Here is a 25,191-nt window from a genome sequence, read left to right as displayed (position 1 = left end):
AAAAACGCAGAAGTTAAAATACTTTTTTCGACGAAGCAGCTTATATTTTCAGCTGGATTAAACTACTTGGAATAAATACAATTTCAGACGGGCTTCGTGTGCTGAGAAAGGTCCGATGATTTTCACTCTATCTGTGTTTTGCTGATCATTTAACATCACTTAGAAACATGGAAAAAGTCAATTTATATCGTAAAGTTGCCCGGCCACTCACGGCGCTGCCGGAAGGCTGATTATTTTGAAAACGCTATAGCATAACACTTATCCTGAACAGCCATGGTTGATAAAGTTCTTGACGAGGCGTCACCCACTTGGTTGGTGCCCCGGGTCGTTATAACAGCGCGGAAAAATTCATTCATCATCTGCCTCATTTTAGTATTATCCGATAGGTCGTTTAACAAGCTGGAGGTAAATAGTTCACATCGGATAGCTAAACATGTTGGCGCTTCATCTGTTACACTTCAATGAAACAAAAAACCTGGAAGATCGGTCTCGCTGCTGGTGTGGCCGCGGCGGCTGCCGCAGTAGTATTGAATTCTTGTGTAACCATTCCAAAAGGCGCTAGAGCCGTGCGGCCTTTCGACCAACAACGCTATCTCGGTACCTGGTATGAAGTCGCGCGGATGGATTTTAAGTTCGAGCGTAACCTGTCTGATGTCAGTGCCAGCTATTCGCTTAACGATGACGGGACGATCAGGGTAGATAACAAAGGCTACAACTATGTCCAACAAAAATGGAAAGAAAGTATTGGGAAAGCCAAACCCGTCAGGGACGCAGGGACAGGCCGCCTGAAAGTATCTTTCTTCGGTCCGTTCTATGCCGGTTATAATGTCATCGCGATTGATCCGGATTACCGTTACGCTTTGGTGGCCGGCAATAACCTGAACTATTTATGGCTGCTGTCCCGGGAAAAATCGATGCCTGCAGCAACCCAAACTGCCTACCTTAAGCACGCCCAGGCTTTGGGTTATGATGTATCTAAACTGGTTTGGACGAAGCATGAACACTCCAATTAAAAGGGCAAACACAGTTTTTATTTAGTGCAAACTGCCTTGCCGATGTGTTGTTGAAAGCACATGCAAAACAAATACACCAAGACCCGTTACAGCTAAAATTACAGAGATTTCAACAACTCCTTAAAAAATTAAATCAGAACAGCCCGGAATAACTGCGAGAATTGTCCGCTGTTCTAAATTGATCGAACAGCAACAGGGATGATGCGGCTATTGCCTGCAACGCTGGAAGACGATTCTGATATCTATGAAAAGGATTAAACGAATCAAAGAGGCCCTCCAGAAAAGGATCATTGAGTAACTGGGAGCAACTCCAAAACAAAACCAATGTCATTTGCAGGGTGACGGGTACGCCGGAATTAGCGAATGGCAGGGCTCTGATCAGTCGTCATAGCGGTCATTGCGCCAGGGGTATGCAGTATTGGAATAGCCGCGTTCTTCCCAGAAACCTAACTTATTTTCGGTGAGGAACTGAATGCGTTTGATCCATTTGGCACCTTTCCACGCGTAAAGTTGCGGCGTAATCATGCGGCAAGGGCCGCCATGCTCCAGGGGCAGCGGCTGGCCATTAAAGGTGTGAACTAAAAGCACATCCGGCTTGAGCGCTTCTTCCAGTGCGATGTTGGTAGTATAGGTGTCATAACCGTGGCAAAGCAAATGGGTGGCTTCGGCTTTGGGAAGCACCAGCGCGGCCAGGTCGAGCAGGCTAACTCCTATCCAATGCATGTCCAGTTTCGACCAGGTGGTGACGCAATGAAAATCGGAAGTATCTTTGGTTTGCTGCAGGGTCAGAAAATCCTTCCAGGTCAACACCACGGGGTGCTCAACGGCACCATCAATGGTCAGCCGCCAGCGTTCCTGCGAAATATTGGGATGGTAACCCAGGTCGAGAACCGGCCATTTGACTGTAACAGTCTGGCCAACCGGAATGGTGGGCATGCCATGCCGATTGAGTTTGCCTGAACCTTTTGGCAGGTCATCCGCCATCGACGGCGTAGACTGTATCTGCTCTTCGAAACGCGCTTTGAGTTTCAATCGCGCCTCGACGATACGTTCGAGTTTTTTTAAATCTTCCATACGCTAATTTATGCATTTAAAGCTTCTGCAAGCAAACGGTAGGATCTCAGGCGGGCTCTTTGATCGTAGATATGCGAAGTAGCCATCAATTCATTGATGCCCGAACGGCTGATGAAGTCATTCAATTGGGCTTGAATCGTGGCTTTGCTGCCAAAAAATGAATAAGTTAACATCTGCATGGCGGCTTCCCGCTCGGCAGCACTCCAGATGCTGTCCATACTTTCCACTGGAGGAGGCAAAAGTCCCCTCCTGCGGTAATAATTCCCTTAAACAATTGCTGTAATGAAGTGGCCAGATATTCCGCGTCCGCATCAGTATCGGCGGCTACCACATTTACGCAAGCGATGACGTAAGGCTTGGATAAATACCGTGATGGCTTAAACATATTCCGGTAAAGTTCGATGGCCTGAAAAAAATAAGCCGGCGCAAAGTGGCTGGCAAAGGCATAAGGGAGTCCCCTTGTGGCCGCCAGCTTTGCACTGTCCAGGCTGGAACCGAGTATCCAGATCGGGATATCTAAACCCTCACCCGGAACGGCGTTAACGCCGTTCGTATGATCACCGGCAAAATAATGCTGGACTGAGGCTACATCCTGCGGAAAATGAAAGGCCGCATTCATATTCTGGCCACGTATGGCCAGCGCTGTTGCCTGGTCACTGCCCGGTGCCCGGCCCAGTCCGAGGTCGATACGTCCGGGATATAAGGTTTCCAGGGTACCGAACTGTTCAGCTACTACCAACGGCGAATGGTTGGGCAGCATAATACCACCTGAGCCGACACGAATAGTTGCGGTTTTACCTGCCACGTGTCCGATCAGTAAACTGGTGGCCGAACTGGCTACGCTCGCCATATTATGATGCTCCGCGAACCAGTAACGGGTATAGCCCAAAGCTTCCGCCTGCTGCGCATTCGCCACACTATAGTTAAAGCTGTCTGCTATGGTATGTCCTTCTATGACGGTCGCCAGATCGAGTATGGAATAATTAATTGCTGCCATAGGACAAAGGTAATGGCATAGAGAGGGCCCATTGTCAGCATTTTCCCATATTAATATTTACATCTGTAGCGTCCAGGGCATAATGAAAGTGTACCAGGCCTTATATGCGTATCCAATTTTGAGAACCTTATTCTAAGTATCGTAAGCGTATGCCAATTGATTCCCTGTAGCTCGTCATTGGTAACTACCATAACCTCATTCAATTTTTTTGTTAAAAAATGTTAAAACTATTGTAAGATTTTAAATAGGCTTTTTTATTTGGACCGTCAATTTTTAACTCTTAAACCAATTTTTTTTTCAGCATTTTTTGAAAGCTATTATTAATCATTTTAGTCGTTGAATTATGTTATCCAGATTATCTACACCACCACTAAGCGTATTACGCCGGACAACCCTGGTCTTTGTATCAATCATTACGTTTGTCCATGTCCGGGCGCAGCAATCTCCGCCCCAGTCCAAGTCAGGTTCCAGCTTCAGTGCAAAGCTCATTAACATTGAAGCGGCCACTAACGAAACCTTTCGTTACAGCACGACGTTGCGGAACGGATCCGATGCGGCGCATGTATATGACTTACAGACCAATCTCCCGGCGGGTTGGATCATCGCTTTTAAAGTCGAAAGCAGCCAGGTAACTTCAATCAATATTGATCGCGGCAAATCACAGGATATCTCAGTTGAGGTTAATGCATCGCCGGAGGCCAGACCAGGGAAATATAAAATTCCAATTCACGCCATAACCGGTAAAGATACCATTGCTCTGACGCTCGAAGCAGTGGTCAAAGGTACATACAGCTTAAGCTTGACTACCCCGACTGGAAGATTGAGTGAAGAGGTTACATCAGGAAGCCAAAAACAGCTTCAGTTGGTTGTAAAAAATTCCGGTACCTTATCCCTGAACAATATCAACCTATCCAGTCAATTGCCGGCTGGATGGGAGGCAACTTTCGAGCCTTCCAACATCAATGACATAAAACCGTCAAATTCTCGGAACGTTATATTGACCCTTAAGGTCCCGGATAAGACACTTGCCGGTGACTACGCTGCTACTTTCACGGCTTCCAATAGCAGTACAAATTCCCAGGTGGCCTTCAGGCTGGCCGTTAAAACATCCCTTCTTGCTGGCTGGATAGGTATGGTCGTTATTCTCCTTGCCGTCGGTATCGTTTATTACCTCATTCGTAAATATGGAAGAAGATAATTTTCTGTACGCATGAAAGATCCTGTTATACAACTAAGATCCCTAACGAAACGTTATGGCCGTCACCTCGCGGTCGATAATTTGAACCTTCAAGTCCATAAAGGAGAAATATTCGGACTGCTTGGACCCAATGGCGCTGGAAAAACCACCAGCATACTCATGATGCTGGGTCTAACCGAACCAACAAGCGGAACAGCTACGGTTTGTGGATATGACGCGACGAGTGATGCCATAAAAGTAAAAAAGAAGGTAGGCTACATGCCTGACAGCGTCGGCTTTTATGATCACATAACGGCGTTGGATAACCTGCTTTATATCGGAAGGCTTAATGGCCTGCCTGAGCGGCAGCTTAAAGACAAAGCAGTACGGGTACTTGACGTAGTCGGACTGGCTGAAGCGGGAATGAAAAAGACCGCCACCTTTTCCAGAGGGATGAAACAGCGCCTGGGTTTGGCCGATTTGCTCATAAAGGACCCGGAGGTGATCATCTTAGATGAGCCTACTCTTGGTATTGATCCTACCGGCGTAAAAGATTTTTTGGCACTGATCAGAAAGTTGAGCCGGGAACAAGGCCTGACGGTTTTACTTTCCTCGCACCATTTACATCATGTCCAGCAGGTCTGTGACCGGGTCGGAATATTTGTGGAGGGGCGGGTTTTAGCAGAAGGTAACCAGGCAAGCTTAGCCCAGCAATTATTTGGCAAAAACGGCTACATGACCTCGATTGTCGTGGAAAACGACTTACCTCATCCCTGGCCGCTTGAAGCGATACTGAAAGCCTGGGAGGCCATCGATGACATTTCCTATCAAGGCAACACGATTGAGTTCAGGTGCAGCCGGAATATAACTCCGGCCCTGGTGCGTTTCTTCGTTGAAAATGATTGCAACATTATCAGTGTAAATCAAAAGAATTATGAACTTGACGATATTTATCAAAAATATTTTGAAACCGGCACAAGTAAAAGAGATTACAAAAAAACAGTCTGAAGCAGGTGCATTCGCCGTGATGCTGAGCAAGGAAATAACCGACCACATTCGCAGCTGGCGCTTCGTCGTTCTGATAGCGCTGATTGTGTTAACATTTATTGCGGCCATGTATAGCTCGCTTTCGAACATCAAGCCGATTACCGGAAATTCACATGATCCGGACCACAATTTACTTTATCTCAAACTGCTGACGGTAACAGATAACTCGATCCCGCCTTTTCATATCTTTTTAAGCTTCTTAGCACCATTGCTGGGTATTGGCCTGGGCTTTGATGCGATTAATTCAGAAAAGAATAACGGAACGCTTATACGGCTGATGGCCCAGCCGGTTTACCGGGACAATCTGCTGCTCGCAAAATTTAGCAGCGCGTTGCTTATCATAAGCAGCTTATTTATTGTTCTTGCATTGCTGATGATCGGTGCCGGCCTCATTTTAACGGGCGTAAGGATGGAGCCGGATGAATTGTTTCGGATCGCAGGGTTTGTTTTCATCACCATCACCTATGTCGCTTTCTGGCTGAGTTTATCGATGATGCTTTCCATTATATTCAGACAGGCTGCGACTTCGGCGATCACAGCAATAGGGCTTTGGCTTTTTTTTACGATATTTTACCAGATTATCGTTAACCTGCTCCTAAGATCGCTGCTACCTGACCCATCGCAGCTCACGCAGGAGCAGGCGATCAGTTACAACGATATGGTATTGAATATTCTGCGGATATCACCTAACCAGCTATATACTGATTCTGTTACAACCTTACTAATGCCATCGGTACGCAGTCTGGGGCCGCTGACAATGGAGCAAATGGCGGGGGCGATTCCATCCCCGCTACCTTTTACGCAAAGCCTGATAATCGTATGGCCACAGTTCAGCGGGCTATTAGCCTGTATGACCTGCTGTTTCGCGTTGGCTTATTGTCTTTTCATGCGCCGGGAGGTTAGAAGTTGATAATTTAAATACCTCTCCTACAGCGAGAACATGGGCGGCGCTATTTCACGCTAACGAATTTTTAATGTCCGAGCGACGTCCGCAATTACAGGCGCGCTGGCAAACCAAAATTTAAACTCTTAATATATGGGGTGGGTACAAGCGCTGTTAGAATAAAACGGGGGTTACAAATTGTAACCCTGTTTTAATAATAAGAAATTCCGCAAAGTAATGGCAGTAGTGCAGTCTGCAAAAAAAATTACAGCCTGGTTCCAAAAAGTTTAGGTCAGGATCAGGTCAGTATTTCGAAATGGTCTGCTGCAATTTCTGTTACATATCTTTTAATTCCAGATCGATCCGTAAAATTACGGGTACGGAGCTTACCTTCGATATACACCAATTGCCCTTTTATCAGTTGTACCGAACTTTCTGCGATGGATCGCCACATGACAATATTATGCCATTCGGTGACCACTTGTTGCTGGTCACCTTTGCAAATCATTTCTGAGGTAACCAAAGGGATGGATGCGACAGCGTCGCCGTTATCAAGATGACGTAAATCCGGACCTTTACCTAAATGACCAATCAAAAACACCTTATTAATACCAGACATATTCAGCAATTAACATAAAAACAAACAAATTAGCAGTGAAATGTTTGAATACCAATATATTTTTAGCGCAATTCTTGTAAAAGAACAGATCGGGGAATTATTACGGCAAGACAATATTTTATTACAATGAGAACAAGTTACAGCAACTTATTCAACATGGTTGTTGCTGCGTGATTCGATAATATGGACTTATGAATCTGAAAAATCGCTACTGGTTTTTGCCGGCCTGAAAAGTATCGGCTGTAATCTCTTTGATATCATTTAATCTTTTTGAAGATCCGCAGTATTGCCTGTTTCGGTTTGACCAGATATACGAACGAAAAATGATATGAATGCGTTCATTGTTCCGGCGCCGGCCAACGTTATATAATCCTTGTTCAGCGGATTCAAAAAAGAATCACCGGTCAACGGATCAAAATAGACGCGTCTCGCTTGTCTCCCTGAATGAACAGCCCCAGCGAGTCTTTTAACAAAACGCTGACCGATTGCTGTGTTCATAAGAAATCTCTTAAAACCTTTGCTGGCCGTATATTGCGCTCAAGACTTAAGAGCGCGCAATGAAGTGCGTCACTATTATACTTTAACCAGTCCTCTAAAAAATGCAGGAAGAACGCCCAGATCGGTTGAGACAGTTTGCACTTATTCCCGGTGATGATATGTAGTTCCCCAAGGGTTTTTAGACAAACATTGGAACACGTGATAAATCGTAGCGTCTCAGCGATGATTTCGGCAATAACTTCATCCTTTTTCTCCACCAGCCACTAACGCAGGTTTACCAATTCATTTTACAGGCGCTCTATTCGTTAAATATAGCTACATGCATGATATGCAGCTATACGCATGGTCTAATGCTTTTTTCCGCAAAGCAGTGCTGCCTTTATCCATACGCTGTAATAATCGGATTTTTCGCTTCAGGTAACGTTTCGCTTTTTCAGGCTCATATCGCAGCTTCCAGTCCATATTGTATAATAGATCCGCATATTTGATGGTTTGTGCAGTGGCGCTAACCTTACTCAGTCGCTTGTTCTCTTTTCGCCGTCGTTCTTTCTTGCTTAGTTTAGGGAAAGCTCCACTTGTATACTTATCAGTCAATTCAAGTACTAAAACCATAATAGTATTTATTTCCGCTAAACTGTAGGCACAGGAGGACAAAGCATCGATCAATTCAACATCGGTACAAATATGATCTTCGAGCATATCATGGCACAGGCCCGCTTCATAACCGAATACCGCGTAATTTGCTGCAATTTCGGCAACCGCCATTACGTGATCAATATAGGGCACATCACTTACGGGAATGATCTTTCCTCCATATTTTTTCTTCACCCAATTCAATAGAAATTCTGATTTACTAATCATCCTTTCACCAAAACATCCTGTATCCCGGCTTGTTGCAAAAATGTTTTTTTTTATGGTAGGGCGGGTAGTTTGCAATTATCCATACCTAAGCGGGATTTTACTTAAGTTCATGCAGACCTGGCGAGGCTGAGCTGTTGCGCGCTGCTAAAGAACAGTCTGGAAGTGAACCGTTCTTTTTACAAACTGCCGAGAGCGAAAACTATCAACAGGTGGGTTGAGGAAGTTCCGCCTGGCTTTCGGTTCTTTTAAATTATGGAAGGAGATCACGCGTCAAAAGAACTTGCTGTTTTCTTTAGCTGCCTTAACAGAGTTTATGAACGCGATATCGCCTGCTAAGAAGAGACAGGGGACCTTACTGATCAAGTTTCCGCCCGGTGTGAACTACCGGGCGTCAGCCCAGTTAGATGAATTACTGGGCATGTTAACAAGTACTGATTGGCCATTGGCGGTCGAATTTCGTCTCCCCTCGTGGCATAACGGCCATATATATGAATTATTAAACAGGTACCAGGCTTGCAGCGTTTTACAGGATGTGCCTGCTTCTGCCTTCCCAACGGAACTGAAGGTGGACAATTAGATTTACCTTTGGTTTCATGGGCCAGGGCCGATACAAGGGCAATTACGGTGTTGATTTTTTTTTCGAGTATGCAACCTGTACCCGGGAATGGATAAATGAGGGAAAAACTGTTTATGCTTATTTCAATAATACAGCGGGTGCTGCGCTGCAAAACCTGCCATCCTCAAAACGTTTCCTTGTCCAACCTTAACTTGTAATCATGTCCATTAAAAGACGTGTTAATTCTATAGAAATACCCGAGTCATAACTGATCATTCCAGCCGTGAGTTTTTTGACTTGTATTTTAACCGTTCTTTTTAAAATACTACCGAATATCAGCCAACAGGCTGTACCAGCCGTCACTGAAACTAATAGGATAGTTGATGTGGAAATTCTTTTCATGGTAAACTAAGTCAGGCAATGAATCCATTATTGGGTGTAAATACTTTGGGATTATTTTTTAAGAATTGACGTGGTGTGCCCGCAAAAATAGTCGCGTCACTGTCTATAAATAACTTCGAAACTGAACTTTCAATAACGGTTTTTGCTTTAGGGATCAACTTGACGATTTTCATAATTATTAATTAGCGATTATCATACCATAAATAATTTCTTTATAATTAATTTTAATTAAAACCATCAAGCTCTCGGGACGTTGTATCAGATAGTAAATGTTCAATTAAAATCAAACCTATGGAAACCAAAACAACTTCAGTTCTTAACGAACTGATCGAGATCAACAATGACCGGATAGCCGGTTTTGAGAAAGCGATAGCAGATATTAAAGACGAAAACGTTGACCTGAAAGAAATTTTTCAGCGATATGCAGCCCAAAGCCGCGAGAACAGCCAGGAACTTTCCACATTGGTTGGTGCTGAAGGAGGTGAAGTGGAAACCGGAACAAGCGTTTCGGGCAGCCTGCACCGTGTATGGATAGACGTGAAGTCCGTATTTGGCGGTAATACGCGCGAAAGCATTTTATCAGAAGCGGAACGAGGAGAAGATGCTATCAAAAAAGCGTACCGTGATGCACTGGAAGATCCGGAGCTGAGTGCAAATGCCCGCGAGATCATTGGACGTCAGCAGAGTGGTGTAAACGCCGCTCACGACGAGGTAAAGGTTTTGCGTGACGCTTCGAAGTAAAAAAATCAGATTTCAGGAGCTGCCGAATGGCGGCTCTTTTTTTTTAATATCAATGAAAGCATTATTTATCAATTGTACGCTTAAACGTGCGCCGAAATTCTCAAATACCGAAGCACTTGCCAAAAAAGCAGCTGGTCAGTTAAGGGAAAAAGGATTTGAAACAGAAATCATCAGGCTGAACGACTATAATGTGCTGACTGGAAACTCGTCCGATGAAGGCGACGGCGATGAATGGCCCGCCTTGCTTGAAAAGATCAGGGACTGCAGCATTTTTGTAATTGCCGCTCCTATATGGATGGGGCATCTCGCCTCTCCCGCCCAAAAAGTTATTGAACGTCTGGACGCGGTGTTTCGTGACAAAAACCTGATCGACGAAAAAACCGGCCAGTTCATGCCTTATAATAAAGTGGCAGGATGCCTGGTTACAGGCAATGAAGACGGTGCGCACAGTTGTGCGGCCCAGGTATTATGGTCCATGCAGGAGGTAGGGTTTACGATCCCGCCAAATGCGAACGCCTATTGGGTAGGGCTGGCGGGCGGCGAAGACGATTATGTAGAAGCCGGAGGCGAACGCTACTTCTATACGAACAAAAGTCTGCGATTTATGACGGAAAATCTCTCCTGGTTCGCCAAATTGCTTGCGAAAAACCCTATTGAAACCAATTTATTGGAAGCCGAAGCCAGCGCCAGGGCTGAGAGTGACGAGGATAAATAAGCGCTAATCTTGCTGATTCATCTTTAAACAGCAGAGGTATATTTCGTCCGCATAGGCATTTTCAACCACGGTCAAGCGAATAATATGTCAGTGGGCTTTTGTGTCCGGTGACGATAAATCTTCGATCCGGTAAATGTCGTTTACATCGATCCCGTATTTTCATCGATATGGGCGTTTTGCCCCTTTAATCTTTTTATGATCGCATTTTTGAAGAATCCGGTGATCATACTGGCTTTCAGCGCAGACAGCCGGCCGTCTTGTACTGTCAATACCTTGTTATGCTGTTCTTCCAGTATTCCGGAAGTATAGCTGCCCTGGTTGATAAAAAAACACGTTCGATATGCAAGCTATCACCAGCATCCCGCCTGAAATCGATGAATTGTTGTTTGAGGTCGCCAAGCTTTTCAGCTATGCTGAAAAAAGAAATCATGCTGTTCGACATTTCGTTTCGGAGCTTTTAGCCCCCAGTAAGACCATAAATAATTTCATAAACTGTCAATAATAGCCTTAGAGGCCGCTTCACAAAAGTCCAGGCCGGAATAATCCGGGTTAAAGCCTCCGATGAAAGGAACGGCCATGATATAAATTCGTTCGTTCAATGCATTGAACTCATCAACTGCCTGAAAGCTGTCATTGATACTTACACCTGGCACCGTCAGGTAATAATGACCCTGATCATCGCTAACTGCCTTTTGCTGACCAACTGTTGTTAGTTCCCTGCCTCTTACCGGATTTCTGAACCTTAAACGCGCCGGGCTGAGGGTGCGGTTTTTCAATAGGCTTGGATAAGGCAATTCTTCGTATTTCAAATGAGGTTGACCGATGCAATCTACAAAGGTTTGATAATGGATGCCGTCGATTACTACGCCCCCATCCTCGCCCGGTTCGAAAGATCCATCTTCTCCTACGGCGTGAAGATCCAGTTTCCCAGCCTGGTGCATCGCCAGTAAAGTTTCAGCCGAGCTCTGTGGTACAAATGCGATTACAACAGAAATCAGGGGCATTAACTTTTTCTGCAACCGTAGCCAGTCTTCTGCTGAAAAATATTTAGCGGGGTAATTCATGGCAAAGCTCAGAATGGCAAGCATTTCTTTCCAGTAAACGGACTCTCGTTTCCTGATAGACTGTTCTGCCTCGGCGTACTCCTGTTTCAACAATTCAAAAGGGTCAGCCTGCTCACGCTGTTCCATGATCCAGTCCACGAAGGTTTCCATATCCATATCTTTGATCTGCTGATAAAATTCAGGGTCCTGCTTTAAAATTCCGGCTTTAAAATTTTTTTCAAAAACATAGTCTAAAGGCAAAAAGCCTTCATTTTGGTCCCGTATCGTTTTTACCTCATCCACGGGCAACACCGTTTCTTTGCCCAAGTGTGAGTCTTCCAAATGAAACCTTACCGCGGGCAACAAACCGTTGCGGGAATACATGTCGATTTTGAAATTGGGGGTATCTGCCCTGAAGCATAACTTCCCGTCTATTTTCTCAAAGGTACCGTTATGTCTGCCTAAAGTCCGGATCGCATCGATGGCTGTAAGTGAAGAACCACGTATGGCGACAGCGTGATCTGCTTTTATACTGATCTTGGCGGGTGGATAAGGTGAATCGAACCACCCCCTGACGTTTCCTTCATTCCTGACCGGCCAAAGATGTCCCGTACATATGATGACCCGGTCAAAATCAAACTTGCGTTTGTCCTCCAGCAAAACCTTTACGTTTTTTTTTATTGGTTCATCAATGACATCAGCCACTTTGCTTTTATAGTAAACCGTGGTCTCGATCCCGTTTTCCCTAGCCTGTTTGAGGAGGAGGTTAAACTGTTCGTTCAGGTACTGTCCAAAAAGCAAACGCGGTAAAACTTTATAATCATTGAAGTTATCCGGGTCTATATGGTATTTGTCCAACGTATCCTTAGGGACTTTTTTGATCCAGTCAGCCAGGTCACTCATCAATTCCGGTATCTCGTTGCCGGAAACATTGGTTACATGTTCATCCGCAGCCCCGTTCTGACCATAAGGCATACCATAGCCGAGCCGGTCATCTTTTTCGAAAATGGTGATGGATAGTTCTGGTAGTGTACAGGCTACAAAACGCTTGAAGATGAACAGTGCGGAAGGCCCCCCGCCGAGAATAGCTACTTGTTGAAAACTGCTTTTGTACATTGGAAAAAAGACATTCAAGTTGTGATAAAGTGGACCTTTGATAAACCAAACAGGTATGAACCATTCGTTTACTTCAGCCGTTTTTAGTTTTTTCGTTTGATGTAGGACTGCCTTTTTTTAAGGCTTACAGACTTGTTACGATTATTTTCTTCGGCCGCATCAATTGAATGCGTACAGGTCAGGTCGCCCTCCTTTTCCGCCAGCTGAGAAATCTGCACATAAAACTTATGTAGCTGATCGAGTTCTCTTTCGGTCAGATTTTCTATGTCAACCATCCGGTTGCTGGTGCCTTCATGGGAAGCAATTAGTTCATTTAGTTTCAAATGGATCGCTTTGGAATCTTTGTTTTGTGATTTTTGGATCAGAAAAACCATCAGGAAAGTGATGATTGTTGTTCCCGTATTGATGATCAGCTGCCAGGTTTGAGAATACTTAGCGACCGGACCACTGGCTGCCCAGACGACCACTACTGATACGGCCAGGATAAATGCCGCAGAACTACCAGTAGCTTTAGTGGCCCATTCTGAAAAGCGTTCGAAAAAGTTTTTCCTTCGTTTCATAATTTCTATCAAGAAGCCTCGCAGAGGGCTCCGCGGGGCTTTTAATAATTTTTATACAGTTGCTGTTTGGACAAATGAAGACCTTAATGACTTTCTAAAATTTCAATTCCACTTTCATTTCCCTGCTGTGCGGCCAGATCAAATGCGCTGAGCCCTCTGTTGTCCGTTAAACTCCGGTCAGCGCCGTTTGCTATTAATAACCGTAGCATTTCGTTGCGTCCGAACATGGCGGCGAACATCAGGGCTGTACCACCATTTCCATGCTGAATATCAAGGTCCGCACCATATTGGATCAGTAATTCGGCAATAACCGGAAATCCTTTAAAACATACACCCATCAGGGCAGTGTTACCACCGGCATCTCCGGAGTTAACGTCCGCACCAGAATCGAGTAGCAGCTTTGCAGCATCCCACTGGTTATTGTAACAGGCGATGATCAGCGGCGTATAACCTTTCTCATCACGAATGTCCACAGCGACACCCTCCTGAAGCAGGCGATTCAGGGTATCCAGGTCACCGCTTCGGGATGCCTGAAAAAACAATATACTATTAACATCCATCTCAGGCAGGTATTAGTCTTGATTTTTCAAGCTCCCAAACCCTATGCCCCTGGATGGCAGTGACGAAGTTCTTTATTAAATCGGGACCTTTAACGACACCCGGATCATCTTTTGCTTTTTCTGCAAAATTGGTAGCCGCCAATGTCGTCTCTGTTCCGTCTTCAAACGCAATGGGTTTACAGTGCTTGAATGCTTCGTTCATGAAATGCAAGGCATGGGCTTCAGTGTCCAAGCCCTTACCTCCCGCTACGTAAACTGCATCAAACAATACTGATGCAGCGCCAAGAAAACTCTGGTCGACTTCAATGCCATCGTTGACGATACCCAACTTCGGAGCGATAATTTCTGCAACCGCCCCTTCAGCTTCTAATGCCGCTTTGACAGCGCTAAGCGTTTTCGCGTTTACACCTTCTGATGCCAGGATCGCGATCTTCCGGCTTTTGATCGTATCTTTGACGGTAGCCGCCATACTCAAGGCGGGTGAGCTTGTTACCGAACTTTTGCCTTTCACAGAAGCATAATCCGCCGGGTCGGCATCTGCCGGTATATTTTGATTGAGTACAGGAACTTCAGGCACCTGTAGGCCGAGACCGTCAGCCACCATTTTGGCTAGTCCCGCATCGATCTGCAGGAGCATACCCAGTATCCGTTCGCGGATCGCGACCGTTTTTACTTTACCAAGTTCAAAGGTCAATGCGTCGATAATGTGGTTCTTTTCCGGTTGCGACTGGCTGTTAAAAAATAGTGTGGCCTGGCTAAAATGATCAAAGAAACTTTTATTCCTTGCTCGGATCTTTCGGGCCTCGATCCGCTCCTGGTAACTCACAAACCCGCCATCAGTTTCCTTTACCTGTTGCGGGTCATTATTGCCTAATGAATTTGGTCCATAGCTCGTTTTTCCCTTATTTATTGTTTGGCGCATGTGCCCGTCACGCTGGTTGTTATGGACAGCGTTGAGCGGGCGATTGATCGGGATTTCCTGGAAGTTAGGTCCTCCGAGGCGGCTCAACTGGGTATCGGTGTAAGAGAATAGCCGGCCCTGCAATAAAGGGTCATTACTAAAATCTATCCCAGGCACGATATGTCCCAGGTGAAAAGCTACCTGTTCAGTTTCCGCAAAAAAGTTGTCCGGGTTCCTGTTCAAGGTCATTTTACCGATACGTTGAACGGGCACCAATTCTTCCGGAACCAATTTAGTCGGATCAAGGAGATCAAAATCGAATTTGAATTCATCTTCTTCCGGAATGACCTGCACACCCAGTTCCCATTCGGGAAATGCACCACTTTCGATGGCGTCCCAAAGGTCACGGCGATGAAAATCGGGGTCTTTACCGGAAATGTTCTGCGCCTCATCCCATGCGACGGCATGAACACCTAATAAGGGTTTCCAGTGAAATTTGACAAAACAGGCCTTACCTGCTTCGTCGATGAACCGGAAGGTGTGTACTCCGAACCCTTCCATCATCCGGAGGCTTCGCGGTATGGCACGATCGCTCATCGCCCACATAATCATATGCGCCGATTCCGGTGTAAGTGAAATAAAATCCCAGAAAGTGTCGTGAGCGGAAGCGGCTTGCGGTATCTCATTATCAGGTTCCGGCTTTACGGCATGAATGAGATCAGGAAATTTCATAGCATCCTGTATAAAAAATACGGGCATGTTGTTACCTACCAGATCGAAGTTCCCTTCCTCGGTATAAAATCGCACTGCGAAACCCCGGACGTCCCTGGCAAGGTCAGTAGAGCCTTTCGAGCCCGCCACTGTTGAAAACCGCACGAATACCGGAGTTTCTCTTTCGGTTTCCAGTAAAAATTTGGCTTTAGTAATGTTCGATACATTTCCATAGGCTTTAAAAATGCCATGCGCCCCTGATCCCCGTGCATGGACTACGCGCTCCGGAATACGCTCATGATCAAAATGGGTGATCTTTTCCCGCAATATAAAATCTTCCAGCAGGGTTGGCCCGCGATCTCCTGCCTTTAAGGAGTTCTGATCGTCATTAATGGCAAGGCCCGTATTGGTAGTCATTTGCGCTCCTGTAGCATCGGCCGTCTGAGGCCTTAAGCTTTCCGTTTTGGCGTTTTCCGGCTGCGGCGCAAGCTTTTTATCAATAACATCTTCAGTACCCTTTTTGGGTGGCGTATTTTTCTTTTCCATTATTTTCGGTTAAAAAATATCCCGAGAAATGAATCGGGGTATCCTGATCAATATATTTTAATATTCAACTTCGGCTTGACTGTTTACCAGCCCTCGGCACAAAAAGTCAGCGCTTGGTCAGTCGCGTTTTATTGTACAACGTTTTTTGGAGCAATACAGCTACATGATCGCGGCCCATGTCAGTTGCCAACCGGCGAAACTTGCCGTAAGTAACAACCTCAGGATGCTCAACCTTTTGCGCCTCCGGTATCAATCCGAAGCCGCCGATCATCGTACCTTTTTCCGTTTCTCGGACGATTCCGTTAGCTTCTTCCAGAATACTTGTCATCGCATCGTAATTCTCATCGGCCGGCTTTTCATAGGGCAGTCCAAAAACTTCATTCAAAATGATAATATGGCCATCGTTTTCTGCCATGTGTTTTTCAAATGCCTGAGCCGATTCCGGTCTGGTGGTAATCATTTTCATTTTTGATAAGGTCTTCGACAGATTTTTTTCCGTTCAATAGATGTCTTTCAATTCATCTGCACAAAATTCCTGGCATTCTGACGTTTCCATTCTATTAGTTTCTGATGCCGTTGTCATTCTTTTTACAAGATTATCTGTTCATTGAAGAAACTTCATTATTCTTAAATTGTTTGAAAATATTTATATTAGAACGAAACTCCAGCTTCTAATTCATTATATAAATTCATATCCGAAAATGTGCTGCCACGGACCTCCCAGGTACTCCCATAAATCCAGTCCGGTGGCATAAACGTTGAACGGTTTAAAACGGGCGCTTAGCCCGTTCAGCAAATCTTTGGATGCGGCCGGTGTCACTTTATTTTGTATAGTAATGTGTGGCTTGAATGGTTGACGGTCTTGTGGAATTAATGCCTTCTGGAAATATACGCTTACTTGTTTATGCAACTCCTGCAATTCTGTAGAATCAATTTGGTACGCAACTCCCGCGCCGAGCTGACGTAAGCCAACCACTTTCATTTCAAAAGTGCGGTATTGCAAACTCCTGAAATATTCCCCAGTCACCAAATCGCTCGGCAACTGGTGGAATAAAGTCAAATGTGCTTTAAGAAAATTACGCTCCTGTGGAAAATGCCTCTTCCGCATTTCATCAAAGAATGCCTGGCTTTCCTCATCCAACCTAAGGGTCAATATCAGTGGGCTTTGTTCCGTCTGCATTTCTCTGAACAGTATTTGACTTCTTCCCAAACTTTGTCCCATTTTTTCCGCCAATGAAACGGTTTGCCGCATGTAACGCATAGCTTCTGCGGTAAGTTTTCCTTTTTAACCCCTCGCAAGCTTCCAATCTTTTTTCATAGCGGCGTAAACTTCATTAGCCTCCGCTGCTTTCCATCTGGCATAAAATACTTTAGCCGCCTCCGCCTTTTCGGGATTACCGGTGCCGCGCTCCAGCAAGGCGTAGTCCCGTTGCCCGTCATATTTCCTGCCGCCCTTATAATTCGCGTAACGACGGGCACGTGTGTAACCCATCTGCAAATATTTGCGCGCCATATCTGCACCAACAAAATCACCGGAGGCTAAATATTTATTAAACAAATTAAATATCCGCTCACTGCTTTCCTCGGCGATCGCTTTTGTTTTAAAACGCCAATAATGCCCGATCTCGCTTTTGTAAGGTTCGCAGATCAACACGCCCTGTTCACCTTTACCTACCTGATAGCGTTCAGGGTATTTCCTGTAATCAATATCCGGCTTCCAGGGATACTTATCTGGGTCAAAATTCAGGTAGCTGGGGTGTTGCATCGATAAAACAACAAGGGAACCCGGCTAATGTTATGCCTGTTTTAAAAACAATCAAAACCAATGACAACCATCGAACGATCATCGGTGTCTGTCATCATAAATAGCCAGCCTCGCTATGACCCACACTTCTCTTGATGTTAAGCCGGTAGCTTTTGTCTTCTCATTCTTAATGCTCCTAATTATTTCAAACGAACAGGTCTTCCAATCGTATGATGACATCATTATTTGATATCCTTTGCTCACCTTTACAGAAATATTTATCTTTATTCACAACCTAAGGTTGTAAATGTATTTTTGCAGCGTATAAAGACGCACTTATGGATGAAAAAGCAAAAGCCAGGACACATCGGGAACTATTCGGACGAAAGATTGCGCTTGAGCGGAAATATCGTGCCTTAAGTTTGGAACAATTGTCGGAACGCACAGCTATTGATATTGCCTTACTGACAGGTATTGAGGATAGCACTATCGATTTTTCCATAGAATATCTGTTTATCTTATTTGAGGTGCTTGAGATTGATGCACGAGATTTTTTCTCTGATTTTAGATAGCGCCAATTTACGTGATGAGTGCGCTAGTATATCAAGTTCTTTCTTATATTTTGCTTTACGCACAGTAATATTGACAAATTTGAAGCTTTACTAAACGAGTACTTTCGTTGCGATAAACCACACATCATCGGCCTTGCTGCAGTTAATTACAGTGCCGATCAACTGCATCTGTCACCCAATTATTTTGGTGATGTGGTCAAAAAGGAAACATGCAAATCACCCTTTAAATATATCAGCCTCAAGGTAATGGATATTGCCAAGGAACGCGTGCTGGATACCAGCCGTTCTATTAGCGAAGTTGCTCGCGAGCTTGGTTTTAAATATCTAATCATTTTACCAAGGCATTCAAAAAGCGCTGGATATATGCCGGTAGAATATAGGTCTTTGAGTTAGTTTTAATAATTTTCACATTCCATCCAGAAATTTATTGTGGTTTGAGTATCAGAAAATTTTAGATGTCAAAGTAGCAAAGGAGTAACAAACAGCTTTTGGTTTAGATATTCTTAAAAACGACATAGAGCTCGAACCCAAAATGTACTTTATTAGGCTGGAAATATATGTTTATTTAACGGCCGAAATTAAAAGTGACCGTACTTATACCGTGCGACCATCTTTTATCTTGCGTTCTCCTAATTGTTCATAATTCGAACCACTTCATTGATCAAATGCGCGTTTTAAGCGAATTAGAACACTTTTAACGATCCCTGACTGTGCGGTTTTCGAACCGCACAGTTTATGATTCGAGTTATGTTCGGGCTAAACATCCGGGAAAATTTGACCCGTTCGCTCGCGTAATAAGCTGCGACACAGCTGTTAATGACCTTGGGGTTTACCATTTAATACTTATTAAATGGATATCGAATATATAATTAATAACTTCTTCAGTCTGCCCACTTCCAGTTCGTTATTTCTGGCATATCCTGCCCATGGGCATTTATGTACTGTCTGTGTTCAACTAACTTATCCTGCAGTTTTTGTTTCAAGTAAGTCCCTTTACTGCCGGTTTGCGGCAGCCGGTCTATCACATCTATAACCAGGTGAAACCTGTCCATTTCATTCAAAACAGTCATATCAAAAGATGTTGTTATAGTCCCCTCTTCTTTATAGCCACGCACATGAATATTAGGATTATTAGTTCGGTTGTAAGTTAAGCGGTGTATTAACCAAGGGTAACCATGGAAGGCGAAAATAACCGGCTTGTCCGTGGTAAAAAGCTCATTAAAATCATGATCGTTCAAACCGTGCGGATGCTCTGACTGCCTTTCCAATTTTAAAAGGTCAACCACATTTACTACCCTTACCTTTATTTGGGGCAAATGTTCTTTAAGTATAGATACTGCTGCCAGCGTCTCCAATGTAGGGACATCGCCACTACATGTCATTACAACATCGGGATCACAATCCTGGTCATTACTGGCCCAGTCCCAAATACTTATACCCCGCGTACAATGATCAACAGCTTCGTCCATATCAAGCCACTGTGGCGATGGATGCTTACCGGCAATAACCACGTTTACATAATGATAACTGCGTAGACAATGATCCATAACAGAAAGCAGGCAATTGGCGTCGGGCGGAAGATATACCCGTACTATTTCCGATTTTTTATTGACTACATGATCAATAAAGCCGGGATCCTGGTGGGTAAAACCGTTATGGTCCTGGCGCCACACCGTTGAGGTAAGCAGAATGTTCAATGATGCTATTTTTGTTCTCCATGGGATTTCCCGCGTGGTTTTTAACCATTTAGCGTGCTGGTTAAACATCGAATCCACAATATGGATAAATGCCTCATAGCAATTAAAAACGCCATGTCTCCCTGTAAGCAAGTAACCTTCCAGCCAGCCTTCGCACTGGTGCTCACTTAGCATCTCCATGACGCGGCCCATCGGGGCAAGGTATTCGTCATCATCCTTAATTTCAGAATTCCATTGACGATTGGTTGTTTCAAAAACAGCCTCCAGCCTGTTTGATACTGTTTCATCCGGGCCAAAGATCCGGAAATTAGCAGGATTCTGTTTAATGACATCGCGCAGGAAACGCCCTGCTACATGAACATCGCCTTCACCTTTTACCCCAGGTTCAGGAACAGGCACTGAATAACTCATAAACCCCGGCATCCGCAGGGGTTTCAGCAATAAACCACCGTTGGTATGGGGATTGGAGCCCATCCGGCTGTCGCCTTTAGGGGCAAGGTCAGCCAGTTCCGGCATCAACCTGCCGTTTTCATCAAACAGTTCTTCGGGTTTATAGCTCTTCATCCATTTTTCCAGCAATTGAAGATGACTTTCAGGATCTGCCGCCGAAACCGACAACGGGATTTGGTGCGACCTGAATGTGCCTTCTATCTTATGCCCGCCAACTTCCTGCGGCCCAGTCCATCCTTTTGGCGATCTTAATATGATCATTGGCCATTTAGAGTGCACGCTGTTTGGATGCTCATAGGCATTGTATTTTATCTGTTTAAGCAGGTGCATGGCTTGTTCCAGAGCTGCCGCCATGGCCTGGTGCATTAGTTCTGGTTCTGAACCCTCCACAAAAATGGGCACATAACCATATCCCCGAAACAGCTGTTCAAGTTCTTCGCCCGAAATCCTGGCTAAAATTGTCGGGTTGGAGATTTTATACCCGTTAAGATGCAGGATAGGCAAAACTGCACCATCTCCCAGCGGGTTCAGAAATTTATTGGAATGCCAGGCAGTAGCTAATGGCCCGGTCTCGGCCTCTCCATCACCTACCACGCAAGCGATTATCAGATCAGGATTATCTAATGCCGCTCCAAAAGCGTGGCTAAGTGAATAACCCAATTCGCCGCCCTCATGTATAGAACCCGGGGTTTGAGGAGATGCATGGCTGGAGATGCCGCCCGGATATGAAAATTGCGTAAAAAGCTTCTTCATACCCTCTGTGTCTTGTGTAATTTCCGGATAAACCTCACTGTAGGTTCCTTCCAGGTATGTCCCGGCAACCACAGCCGGGCCACCGTGCCCGGGGCCGGAAATATACAGCATGTTCAAGTCGTATTTTTTGATGATATTATTGAGGTGGGTATAAATAAAATTTTGCCCGGGTGTTGTGCCCCAATGTCCCAGCAGCATGTTTTTAACGTGCGTTAATTTCAGCGGATCTTTTAACAAGGGGTTGTCGCGAAGGTAAAGTTGACCAACCGAAAGGTAGTTAGCCGCGCGCCAATAGGCGTTAATTTTATTCAACATCTCCGCAGTAAGCGAGGTCCGCTCTTCTATGATTATATCTTCGGTAATATTCATGTTTTATGATTCTAATAGTTGTTTATGAATAAGCATTTTGTTTACGATCTGTGCTATCATTAACTCTTCATTGGTGGATATGACTTTTACCATAACCCTGCATTCTTTTAAAGAAATCAGGGGCTCATTTTCATCATTTCGCGAGGCATCCAGACTTATACCCAAAAACTCAAGACCATCACAAATTCTCGCCCTTATTTCGGGAGAATTTTCGCCTATGCCGCCTGAAAACACAAGGATGTCTACACCGCCTAGAACAGCAGCATAAGCGCCGATCCATTTTTTTACCTGGTAACAAAACAATGCTAATGCTACAGCCTCTGCCGACCGGATATCATTATGTTGCTGCTTAAGCAGGTCGTTCATGTCGCCGGTTGTCTGCGAGATACCCAGCATTCCCGATTCGTGATTAATAAGGTGATTGAACCTTTCAGCAGATAGATTTTCGGTTTGAATCATGAGCCAGGCCACTCCAGGATCGAGGTCACCCGAACGTGTGCTCATGGGCAAACCGCCCGCGGGAGTGAAACCCATACTGGTATCCATACTTTTCCCATCATAAACAGCGGTGACACTGGCGCCATTACCCAGGTGGGCGAAGATTATGCGAACCATAAGGGCCTGTTTACCAACCTGGCTTTCCAGCTCCTGCAATAAATAGCTGTACGACAGACCGTGAAATCCATAGCGACGGATACCGCGCTGATCAAAACAGCGCGGCACAGGCAGGAGTTGGGCCACCCGCGGCATGCCTGCATGAAAATCAGTGTCAAAGCAGGCGTATTGTGGTATCCGCGGATGATATTTTTGGAATGCTTCTATCAGTGCGATCTCAACAGGTAAATGATCGGGGTCATAAGGAATAATAAGTTTGAGTTCATCCAGCAGTTCCGTACTGATCATGGCAGGTTTGGTATGCGCCATACCCTGCACTACACGGTGCCCGATAGCATTTATTTCGCTGAAATTGATCTGTTTTTCAAGCCAGCTTACCAGGAATGTGACTGCCGAAACGTAATCCATTGATTTTGACGCAGTATCGGCATTATGATTTGTTTTAAAATTGGTATAACTAAGCCTTGAACCGGGCAATCCTATCCTGTTTATTTGGCCGCCAAATGTTTTCTCGGGACTACTACACTCTTCGTAGAGTCCGAATTTGATGCTGGATGAACCGGCGTTTATTGTTAAGACCATAAAGGCACATGTTGTGGTATGATTTCACCCTCGCCCCTTTCAGTTCGTTTTACATTTTCGATCATATCGTACACCAGATTGATATGCAGGTCTTCGTAATGATCGCGCCGGTACTGGAGTAATGTTTCTTCCCCGGGAGTTCCTTCATCTATAAGCTTATCGATATAACTGAGCGCACCGGCCTTGGCCATTTCCATTGCTTTAGAACGGGTCGCGTATCCGTAAAATAACGGGCTGTTAACAGGTAGGGCATATGACACATCGGCTATAGTGCCAAGTACCTCCGTTGTATCGCCGATGAGCCAGTTCTCTTTTACAGGCCTGAGCTTTATTCTCCGGAAATCATTTGTAGAAATTTCTGTTACTACGGTATCATTTTTAAACACCCGAAAATAGCGGGTATAATTGTTCTTTACCATTTTGAATAATTTGAATAATTGTCAGAAAAGGAAATTACCGTAGTAGAGGATGGTAATTGAATTACTTTTTAAATAGAAACAGATTAGGGCCCGATTTAATTCCGCGCCTGCCTGTTAAAGATCAACAAGACTTTTAGGATAGTGCCTTGTTTTAAATGGTACTAAAGCTAAAACCAACTGACATACAAATTGTTTTGTTTTTAGGAAGTTAATAACTGTAAGTTAAAATACAGGTCATGGGTGATCAAAAAAACGCAAATTTTATTTTACCCATGATAGCTGATTTACTCTATTAGAGAAAGAATTATTTTTAATCTTTAACACGTAAACACGATTTAGTCTGTTATACTATGTTTCAGGATTCAGGTCGTGCATTCTACTTTCATCATTTATCTCATCATTTATCACATGTATTTATCGGCAGCTTTTCAAGCCTGTCGTGCACACTTACGTTTAACAGCCGATCCTTGTAGTCATTCATACAATTAGTGCTTTATAAATACATTCAAGATGATCATTGATTTCCTCTAACCGCTCACACAAATAAGATTGCGTACAATAAAGCCTGTTTATTTGGTTCAATGCAAAAGCCTTTTGTAGAGCTGCGGGATTATAATTCGTCATGTTTTAATCAATTAAGATCGGGTACTGCGGAAAAAAGGAAGTTTATTTTCAACCCGATCATAGCGTAGCGTATTATACGTCGGATTCATTACTTCTGCCATTATCATGCCAGCAAAGGGCGTGAAAGGATTTGGCGGGGTTCATTTTCGCGGCGGCACACCAATATGCAGGTCATTGGCTCAGAGAAAGATTACTAATTTTTACCAATGCTTCTTTTAACACACATATCCTGTTTAATTCCTGTTTTGGCCAATGATGTACTAAAAACTGTGCTATCCGCTTTAAGTAGAAACCTGCAGGTTCACAGTAGTAACTTGATAAGTCTAAGCCTATCGGTATTTACCAGTCAAGATATCAAACGGTATTGCAAAAAAGGCCGACACATTCGTAATCAGAAAATACCTTTTAAGCTTTGGTTTATCAACGCACCTTGTAATATCGACGTTGACCGTTCATCAGTCGGATTGGCGCTATGAAGCTGTATCGTAACCCGCTTACCTTCAGTTTGTAAAATAAAAATATTTTAGATCATCTAAAACTTTTTTGATCTGAAACGTATTGATAAAAGACAGCTTGTCAATCACCTATATTTGTTTTTCCGTTGCTTTTTTATTGGCTATCTATATTCACCAAATTGATTGCAATAGAAAATCTCGACAAAAAGCTGTCATTAAGACAAACAAGGTTAACTGCATCACAAACAAAAAGTCTATTTATAACTATTCTGTCTAACATTCACAGTTCTAAATTGGCTCTTATCGAAAGTCTTCCTTTTTTCTCTTCTATGGCTTTTGCTAAAGACGTGAAGTTGCTCATGCTTGAATCTGCTACCATAATCAACGGACAAATCATCCGGGTGTGTTTGGCGAAGACATTATTGGGCTTAAGCTTCTCTGGTAAGCCGCCTATGTTAAATGGTTGTCTAAACCTAAAAGAGTTTCTTAAAGAGCACGTGAACGCCAAATGTCCTGAAACTGATGCTATAATCCTGGCGCATCTGATTATCGCGGAGGGAATAGAAATCGACTCTTTTAAAATCCTCACGGGGCTTTCAAAATCAATTAAACCGAAGGATATCTCAAGATTAATTGCACTATGTTATAAGGAAGCGAAACATAGCAAAAACTCCTTGCAAGCAATGCTTGAATTCTACAATTGACTAATAAAGAGCAATGACAATACTGCGGAAAAACCTGCATTATGAAATGATTTTAGTGGAGTTTCACAAATCTTCTGATGCTTTTATTACTCAGCGAAATTCGAACGACGTTTACATCAAATGTACATTCTGAACGTTTTAAGGCATTTTGGATCCTTAGACTGCGCTCGAATCGGTATTAAGTTAT

29 protein-coding genes and 1 pseudogene are annotated in these 25,191 nt (G+C 44.2%); 11 read left to right on the top strand and 19 right to left on the bottom strand.

Translation table 11 applies throughout. The features are described 5' to 3' along the window. Positions 1-461 precede the first annotated feature (461 nt). Positions 462-1,013, top strand: coding sequence for a lipocalin family protein (locus ACEN9X_RS19560; protein ID WP_413666724.1), 552 nt, complete (start codon positions 462-464; stop codon positions 1,011-1,013). A 378-nt stretch (positions 1,014-1,391) separates the two neighbouring features. On the opposite strand, the gene ACEN9X_RS19555 is transcribed toward ACEN9X_RS19560, so the two are convergent. The 3 genes from ACEN9X_RS19555 to ACEN9X_RS19545 are packed head-to-tail and all read right to left on the bottom strand — an operon-like array spanning position 1,392 to position 3,084. Further along, positions 1,392-2,087, bottom strand: a complete 696-nt coding sequence (locus ACEN9X_RS19555; RefSeq protein ID WP_413666723.1) for a molybdopterin-dependent oxidoreductase — start codon at positions 2,085-2,087, stop codon at positions 1,392-1,394. An 8-nt stretch (positions 2,088-2,095) separates the two neighbouring features. Then, complete coding sequence (locus ACEN9X_RS19550; protein WP_413666722.1) at positions 2,096-2,266, bottom strand: hypothetical protein; 171 nt, start codon at positions 2,264-2,266, stop codon at positions 2,096-2,098. Then, on the bottom strand, positions 2,254-3,084 hold the full coding sequence (locus tag ACEN9X_RS19545; RefSeq protein WP_413666721.1) for an LLM class flavin-dependent oxidoreductase: 831 nt from the start codon (positions 3,082-3,084) through the stop codon (positions 2,254-2,256). The genes ACEN9X_RS19550 and ACEN9X_RS19545 overlap by 13 nt, the downstream gene beginning before the upstream one ends. 343 nt (positions 3,085-3,427) lie before the next feature. On the opposite strand from ACEN9X_RS19545, the gene ACEN9X_RS19540 reads away from it, so the two are divergent. From ACEN9X_RS19540 to ACEN9X_RS19530, 3 genes are read left to right on the top strand one after another with little or no spacing between them, the layout of a single operon-like run. Next, positions 3,428-4,282, top strand: coding sequence for an NEW3 domain-containing protein (locus tag ACEN9X_RS19540; RefSeq protein WP_413666720.1), 855 nt, complete (start codon positions 3,428-3,430; stop codon positions 4,280-4,282). Positions 4,283-4,294: 12 nt separating this feature from the next. Further along, the gene (locus ACEN9X_RS19535; RefSeq protein WP_413666719.1) at positions 4,295-5,269 is read left to right on the top strand and encodes an ABC transporter ATP-binding protein; all 975 of its coding nucleotides are present in this window, start codon (positions 4,295-4,297) and stop codon (positions 5,267-5,269) included. Further along, positions 5,196-6,218, top strand: a complete 1,023-nt coding sequence (locus ACEN9X_RS19530) for an ABC transporter permease (protein WP_413666718.1) — start codon at positions 5,196-5,198, stop codon at positions 6,216-6,218. The genes ACEN9X_RS19535 and ACEN9X_RS19530 overlap by 74 nt, the downstream gene beginning before the upstream one ends. Positions 6,219-6,489: 271 nt before the next feature. On the opposite strand, the gene ssb is transcribed toward ACEN9X_RS19530, so the two are convergent. The 3 genes from ssb to ACEN9X_RS19515 form a co-directional block, all read right to left on the bottom strand. Then, positions 6,490-6,810, bottom strand: a complete 321-nt coding sequence (gene ssb, locus ACEN9X_RS19525) for a single-stranded DNA-binding protein (RefSeq protein WP_413666717.1) — start codon at positions 6,808-6,810, stop codon at positions 6,490-6,492. A 261-nt stretch (positions 6,811-7,071) separates the two neighbouring features. Then, on the bottom strand, positions 7,072-7,308 hold the full coding sequence (locus ACEN9X_RS19520; RefSeq protein WP_413666716.1) for a hypothetical protein: 237 nt from the start codon (positions 7,306-7,308) through the stop codon (positions 7,072-7,074). Positions 7,309-7,623: 315 nt separating this feature from the next. Next, positions 7,624-8,136, bottom strand: a complete 513-nt coding sequence (locus ACEN9X_RS19515) for a hypothetical protein (protein ID WP_413666715.1) — start codon at positions 8,134-8,136, stop codon at positions 7,624-7,626. Between the two features lie 195 nt (positions 8,137-8,331). Between ACEN9X_RS19515 and ACEN9X_RS19510 the strand changes: the two are divergent. Both ACEN9X_RS19510 and ACEN9X_RS19505 read left to right on the top strand, forming a co-directional pair. Beyond that, a pseudogene (locus ACEN9X_RS19510) lies at positions 8,332-8,746 on the top strand (DUF72 domain-containing protein). 16 nt (positions 8,747-8,762) lie between these two features. Then, positions 8,763-8,936 carry a DUF72 domain-containing protein gene (locus tag ACEN9X_RS19505; protein ID WP_413666714.1) on the top strand — a complete coding sequence of 58 codons (174 nt, stop codon included), beginning with the start codon at positions 8,763-8,765 and terminating at the stop codon, positions 8,934-8,936. Here the strand turns inward: ACEN9X_RS19505 and ACEN9X_RS19500 are convergent. Next, complete coding sequence (locus ACEN9X_RS19500) at positions 8,933-9,127, bottom strand: hypothetical protein (RefSeq protein WP_413666713.1); 195 nt, start codon at positions 9,125-9,127, stop codon at positions 8,933-8,935. The genes ACEN9X_RS19505 and ACEN9X_RS19500 overlap by 4 nt on opposite strands. 291 nt (positions 9,128-9,418) lie before the next feature. On the opposite strand from ACEN9X_RS19500, the gene ACEN9X_RS19495 reads away from it, so the two are divergent. Together ACEN9X_RS19495 and ACEN9X_RS19490 are read left to right on the top strand one after the other, a co-directional pair. After that, the gene (locus ACEN9X_RS19495) at positions 9,419-9,868 is read left to right on the top strand and encodes a ferritin-like domain-containing protein (RefSeq protein WP_413666712.1); all 450 of its coding nucleotides are present in this window, start codon (positions 9,419-9,421) and stop codon (positions 9,866-9,868) included. A 52-nt stretch (positions 9,869-9,920) separates the two neighbouring features. Further along, positions 9,921-10,583, top strand: a complete 663-nt coding sequence (locus tag ACEN9X_RS19490) for a flavodoxin family protein (RefSeq protein ID WP_413666711.1) — start codon at positions 9,921-9,923, stop codon at positions 10,581-10,583. Positions 10,584-10,848: 265 nt separating this feature from the next. Here ACEN9X_RS19490 and ACEN9X_RS19485 read toward each other — a convergent pair whose 3' ends face one another. The 9 genes from ACEN9X_RS19485 to ACEN9X_RS19445 all read right to left on the bottom strand — a co-directional run bounded on the left by ACEN9X_RS19485 (position 10,849) and on the right by ACEN9X_RS19445 (position 17,785). Next, positions 10,849-11,025 (bottom strand): hypothetical protein, encoded by a 177-nt coding sequence (locus tag ACEN9X_RS19485; RefSeq protein ID WP_413666710.1) that lies wholly within the window; start codon positions 11,023-11,025, stop codon positions 10,849-10,851. 43 nt (positions 11,026-11,068) lie between these two features. Beyond that, positions 11,069-12,742: an FAD/NAD(P)-binding protein gene (locus ACEN9X_RS19480; RefSeq protein ID WP_413666709.1), complete on the bottom strand. Its 1,674-nt coding sequence runs from the start codon at positions 12,740-12,742 to the stop codon at positions 11,069-11,071. A gap of 83 nt (positions 12,743-12,825) precedes the next feature. After that, the gene (locus ACEN9X_RS19475) at positions 12,826-13,302 is read right to left on the bottom strand and encodes a low affinity iron permease family protein (RefSeq protein ID WP_413666708.1); all 477 of its coding nucleotides are present in this window, start codon (positions 13,300-13,302) and stop codon (positions 12,826-12,828) included. Between the two features lie 83 nt (positions 13,303-13,385). Then, entirely contained in the window at positions 13,386-13,862 is a 477-nt protein-coding gene (locus tag ACEN9X_RS19470) for an ankyrin repeat domain-containing protein (RefSeq protein ID WP_413666707.1), read from the bottom strand. A 1-nt stretch (position 13,863) separates the two neighbouring features. Further along, a complete protein-coding gene (locus tag ACEN9X_RS19465) occupies positions 13,864-16,020 on the bottom strand; it encodes a catalase (RefSeq protein WP_413666706.1) in 2,157 nt (718 codons plus the stop codon). Positions 16,021-16,126: 106 nt separating this feature from the next. Beyond that, positions 16,127-16,486: a DUF892 family protein gene (locus ACEN9X_RS19460; RefSeq protein WP_413666705.1), complete on the bottom strand. Its 360-nt coding sequence runs from the start codon at positions 16,484-16,486 to the stop codon at positions 16,127-16,129. 213 nt (positions 16,487-16,699) lie between these two features. Continuing rightward, positions 16,700-17,200 carry a 2'-5' RNA ligase family protein gene (locus ACEN9X_RS19455; protein ID WP_413666704.1) on the bottom strand — a complete coding sequence of 167 codons (501 nt, stop codon included), beginning with the start codon at positions 17,198-17,200 and terminating at the stop codon, positions 16,700-16,702. Then, entirely contained in the window at positions 17,176-17,319 is a 144-nt protein-coding gene (locus ACEN9X_RS19450) for a DUF2256 domain-containing protein (protein ID WP_413666703.1), read from the bottom strand. Before ACEN9X_RS19450 ends, ACEN9X_RS19455 begins: the two co-directional genes overlap by 25 nt. Beyond that, complete coding sequence (locus ACEN9X_RS19445; protein ID WP_413666702.1) at positions 17,306-17,785, bottom strand: DUF4385 domain-containing protein; 480 nt, start codon at positions 17,783-17,785, stop codon at positions 17,306-17,308. The genes ACEN9X_RS19450 and ACEN9X_RS19445 overlap by 14 nt, the downstream gene beginning before the upstream one ends. A 317-nt stretch (positions 17,786-18,102) precedes the next feature. Between ACEN9X_RS19445 and ACEN9X_RS19440 the strand changes: the two genes are divergently transcribed. Then, entirely contained in the window at positions 18,103-18,336 is a 234-nt protein-coding gene (locus tag ACEN9X_RS19440) for a helix-turn-helix domain-containing protein (protein WP_413666701.1), read from the top strand. A gap of 30 nt (positions 18,337-18,366) precedes the next feature. Further along, a complete protein-coding gene (locus ACEN9X_RS19435; protein ID WP_413671146.1) occupies positions 18,367-18,729 on the top strand; it encodes a helix-turn-helix domain-containing protein in 363 nt (120 codons plus the stop codon). Between the two features lie 488 nt (positions 18,730-19,217). On the opposite strand, the gene ACEN9X_RS19430 is transcribed toward ACEN9X_RS19435, so the two are convergent. The 3 genes from ACEN9X_RS19430 to ACEN9X_RS19420 are packed head-to-tail and all read right to left on the bottom strand — an operon-like array spanning position 19,218 to position 23,221. Next, a complete protein-coding gene (locus ACEN9X_RS19430) occupies positions 19,218-21,605 on the bottom strand; it encodes a phosphoketolase (protein WP_413666700.1) in 2,388 nt (795 codons plus the stop codon). 3 nt (positions 21,606-21,608) lie between these two features. Continuing rightward, entirely contained in the window at positions 21,609-22,802 is a 1,194-nt protein-coding gene (locus ACEN9X_RS19425) for an acetate/propionate family kinase (protein ID WP_413666699.1), read from the bottom strand. Then, positions 22,793-23,221, bottom strand: coding sequence for a hypothetical protein (locus ACEN9X_RS19420; protein WP_413666698.1), 429 nt, complete (start codon positions 23,219-23,221; stop codon positions 22,793-22,795). The genes ACEN9X_RS19425 and ACEN9X_RS19420 overlap by 10 nt, the downstream gene beginning before the upstream one ends. Positions 23,222-24,479: 1,258 nt before the next feature. Between ACEN9X_RS19420 and ACEN9X_RS19415 the strand changes: the two genes are divergently transcribed. After that, on the top strand, positions 24,480-25,004 hold the full coding sequence (locus ACEN9X_RS19415; RefSeq protein ID WP_413666697.1) for a DUF892 family protein: 525 nt from the start codon (positions 24,480-24,482) through the stop codon (positions 25,002-25,004). The last annotated feature ends 187 nt before the right edge of the window (positions 25,005-25,191 follow it).

Origin of the sequence: Mucilaginibacter sp. Mucisp86 (assembly GCF_047324315.1) — a bacterium.
Classification (GTDB): Bacteria; Bacteroidota; Bacteroidia; order Sphingobacteriales; family Sphingobacteriaceae; genus Mucilaginibacter.
Note: the sequence above shows the minus strand (reverse complement) of the source record. Positions and strands in the feature narration are given on the sequence as shown.

Excerpts from the sequence above, each read along its gene's own strand:
- ACEN9X_RS19555 (WP_413666723.1), bottom strand. The coding sequence starts at position 2,087 with ATGGAAGATTTAAAAAAACTCGAACGTATCGTCGAGGCGCGATTGAAA.
- ACEN9X_RS19480 (WP_413666709.1), bottom strand. The coding sequence starts at position 12,742 with ATGTACAAAAGCAGTTTTCAACAAGTAGCTATTCTCGGCGGGGGGCCT.
- ACEN9X_RS19430 (WP_413666700.1), bottom strand. The coding sequence starts at position 21,605 with ATGAATATTACCGAAGATATAATCATAGAAGAGCGGACCTCGCTTACT.
- ACEN9X_RS19505 (WP_413666714.1), top strand. The coding sequence starts at position 8,763 with ATGGGCCAGGGCCGATACAAGGGCAATTACGGTGTTGATTTTTTTTTC.
- ACEN9X_RS19535 (WP_413666719.1), top strand. The coding sequence starts at position 4,295 with ATGAAAGATCCTGTTATACAACTAAGATCCCTAACGAAACGTTATGGC.
- ACEN9X_RS19560 (WP_413666724.1), top strand. The coding sequence starts at position 462 with ATGAAACAAAAAACCTGGAAGATCGGTCTCGCTGCTGGTGTGGCCGCG.
- ACEN9X_RS19465 (WP_413666706.1), bottom strand. The coding sequence starts at position 16,020 with ATGGAAAAGAAAAATACGCCACCCAAAAAGGGTACTGAAGATGTTATT.
- ACEN9X_RS19545 (WP_413666721.1), bottom strand. The coding sequence starts at position 3,084 with ATGGCAGCAATTAATTATTCCATACTCGATCTGGCGACCGTCATAGAA.
- ACEN9X_RS19490 (WP_413666711.1), top strand. The coding sequence starts at position 9,921 with ATGAAAGCATTATTTATCAATTGTACGCTTAAACGTGCGCCGAAATTC.
- ACEN9X_RS19495 (WP_413666712.1), top strand. The coding sequence starts at position 9,419 with ATGGAAACCAAAACAACTTCAGTTCTTAACGAACTGATCGAGATCAAC.
- ACEN9X_RS19420 (WP_413666698.1), bottom strand. The coding sequence starts at position 23,221 with ATGGTAAAGAACAATTATACCCGCTATTTTCGGGTGTTTAAAAATGAT.
- ACEN9X_RS19425 (WP_413666699.1), bottom strand. The coding sequence starts at position 22,802 with ATGGTCTTAACAATAAACGCCGGTTCATCCAGCATCAAATTCGGACTC.
- ACEN9X_RS19500 (WP_413666713.1), bottom strand. The coding sequence starts at position 9,127 with ATGAAAAGAATTTCCACATCAACTATCCTATTAGTTTCAGTGACGGCT.
- ACEN9X_RS19440 (WP_413666701.1), top strand. The coding sequence starts at position 18,103 with ATGGATGAAAAAGCAAAAGCCAGGACACATCGGGAACTATTCGGACGA.
- ACEN9X_RS19455 (WP_413666704.1), bottom strand. The coding sequence starts at position 17,200 with ATGCAGACGGAACAAAGCCCACTGATATTGACCCTTAGGTTGGATGAG.
- ACEN9X_RS19445 (WP_413666702.1), bottom strand. The coding sequence starts at position 17,785 with ATGCAACACCCCAGCTACCTGAATTTTGACCCAGATAAGTATCCCTGG.
- ACEN9X_RS19540 (WP_413666720.1), top strand. The coding sequence starts at position 3,428 with ATGTTATCCAGATTATCTACACCACCACTAAGCGTATTACGCCGGACA.
- ACEN9X_RS19520 (WP_413666716.1), bottom strand. The coding sequence starts at position 7,308 with ATGAACACAGCAATCGGTCAGCGTTTTGTTAAAAGACTCGCTGGGGCT.
- ACEN9X_RS19470 (WP_413666707.1), bottom strand. The coding sequence starts at position 13,862 with ATGGATGTTAATAGTATATTGTTTTTTCAGGCATCCCGAAGCGGTGAC.
- ACEN9X_RS19550 (WP_413666722.1), bottom strand. The coding sequence starts at position 2,266 with ATGCAGATGTTAACTTATTCATTTTTTGGCAGCAAAGCCACGATTCAA.
- ACEN9X_RS19460 (WP_413666705.1), bottom strand. The coding sequence starts at position 16,486 with ATGAAAATGATTACCACCAGACCGGAATCGGCTCAGGCATTTGAAAAA.
- ACEN9X_RS19475 (WP_413666708.1), bottom strand. The coding sequence starts at position 13,302 with ATGAAACGAAGGAAAAACTTTTTCGAACGCTTTTCAGAATGGGCCACT.
- ssb (WP_413666717.1), bottom strand. The coding sequence starts at position 6,810 with ATGTCTGGTATTAATAAGGTGTTTTTGATTGGTCATTTAGGTAAAGGT.
- ACEN9X_RS19485 (WP_413666710.1), bottom strand. The coding sequence starts at position 11,025 with ATGTCGAACAGCATGATTTCTTTTTTCAGCATAGCTGAAAAGCTTGGC.
- ACEN9X_RS19530 (WP_413666718.1), top strand. The coding sequence starts at position 5,196 with ATGAACTTGACGATATTTATCAAAAATATTTTGAAACCGGCACAAGTA.